1 pseudogene (only partly in view) is annotated in these 2115 nt (G+C 51.8%); it reads left to right on the forward strand.

The annotated features are described in order from the left end of the window. Positions 1 to 1836, forward strand: a pseudogene (locus F4X08_12680) (hypothetical protein); it begins 771 nt to the left of the window's first position. Positions 1837 to 2115 lie beyond the last annotated feature (279 nt).

Here is a 2115-nt window from a genome sequence, read left to right on the forward strand (position 1 = left end):
AATATAGCGTTCAGTCCCGATGGCACGACGTTGGCAACCGGGGGAAGTTCACGAGACAGCACGGTGCGATTATGGGATGTTGACACAGGACAGCTTATAGTCACCCTCGGCGGGCATGCGGACTATATCAACAGTGTGGCATTCAGTCCGGATGGGGCGACGTTGGCAAGCGCGAGTTTGGATAACACAGTGTGGCTGCGGGATACTGCCACCTGGCAACCAAGAATCATCCTCAGAGAGTATACTTCCAATATCAACAGTATAGCGTTCAGTTCCGATGGCACGACGTTGGCAACCGGAGGAGGTTGGCTAGACGGCAGGGTGCGACTATGGGACATAAAGACTGGACAACGCAAAGCTGTCTTCGCAGGGCATGCGAACGGTATACGTGCCATAGCGTTCCATCCGGATAGTAGCACCATAGCAACGGTAGGTGACGACGACACAGATGAAGGTAGGATACGACTGTGGAACACAGATACAGGACAACTCAAAACCACTATTACGGCACACACGAGTGCTATTTTAAGTACCGCATTCAGTCCAGATGGCACCACGCTTGCTACTGCTGGAGGTTGGCCAGGCAACTCCAGTAGCAGTCGTAAGCAAGATGTCGCAATACGGTTATGGGAGCCAGATACAGGTCGTCTCAAAGCAACCCTCATGGGGGCCACGCACGGCGTGAGAGCGATTGCATTCAGCCCGGATGGCACCATACTCGCAGCTGGGATTCGGGACAGTAATATACAATTGTGGGATGTCGCCGAAAGGAAACTTGTAGCAACTCTCAGGAGCAGTACGCACCCTGTCAACAGTGTCGCATTCAGTCCGGATGGAAAAACACTCGCCAGCGGAAGTGGGCACGGAGCTTGGCGTACGGCTGGCATAGTACAACTGTGGGATATTCCCACAAGGGAACTCATAGCAACTCTCAGGGGAGATGGGGGTCCTATCAACAGCATCGCATTTAGTCCAAATGACAACATAATCGCAAGTGGGAGTGGAGATTGGCGTACCGGGGGCACTGTACAACTGTGGGATGTTGCTGCAAGGGAACTCACAGCCACCTTCACGGGGCATACAGCCGAGGTTACTAGCGTGGCGTTTAGTCCGGCTGGCTACACGCTAGCGAGCGGAAGTGAGGATGGCACAGTGCTCCTATGGAACGTCGCACCACTAACGGATACATCACCGCAGATGTCCATCTATGATGTCAACCAAGACGGTATTGTAAACCTTGTCGATTTGGCAACGGTCGGAACACTGTTTGGACAAACAGGAAAAGAGCTATCGGGAGATGTCAACGGCGATGGCATGGTTAACATCCTTGATCTAGTTGCTGTCAGTGCCCACCTTGATGAGACAACAACTGCCGCAGCACCTATAGGTCGCAGAGGACACCACATGATACCGATCGGTGTTCGCATCACTCCTAAAACAGTTCAGAACTGGATTGCCCTAGCGCAAACGGCAGATGACGGTTCGCTCACCTTTCAGCGCGGTCGCTCCAATCTCGATGCGCTATTAGCTATACTCATTCCTGCCGAGACCACACTGCTCCCAAACTTCCCCAATCCATTCAATCCCGAAACATGGATACCATTTCACCTCGCCCACGCCGCTGACGTAACGCTTACGATTTACGATACAAAAGGTACGCCCGTGCGTCGGTTAGATTTGGGACATCATTCCGCGGGGTATTACACAGATCAGGCAAAGGCAGCCTATTGGGACGGTCGTAACGACAGCGGAGAATCCGTCGCTAGCGGAGTCTATTTCTATCAACTCCGCACAGGGTATTATACTGCGTTACGGCGGATGGTCATCCTCAAGTAACCTCTCCTCCCCAACGCCTTTCCTTCTCACCAAATATGCCTCAAGTCAACAGAACCTGTAGCTCGAGATTCATATCTCGACATCGAAATGTCTATTTGTGGTTAGCTTGAGCATATCTCTCTTGGTTCATGTTAAGAATTAGTGCAACAGAAACCGTAGGCGGGGCATCTTGCCCCGCTGTTTATAGTAGCGCAGTTGATTGCGCGTTCTTATGCTAGCTGTCGATAGCATCTTTTATCCGTGTAATCCGTTAATCCGTGTCTATCCGTGATTCAGACA

Source organism: Gemmatimonadota bacterium, from assembly GCA_009841265.1.
In the GTDB taxonomy this organism is placed as follows: Bacteria; JAAXHH01; JAAXHH01; order JAAXHH01; family JAAXHH01; genus JAAXHH01.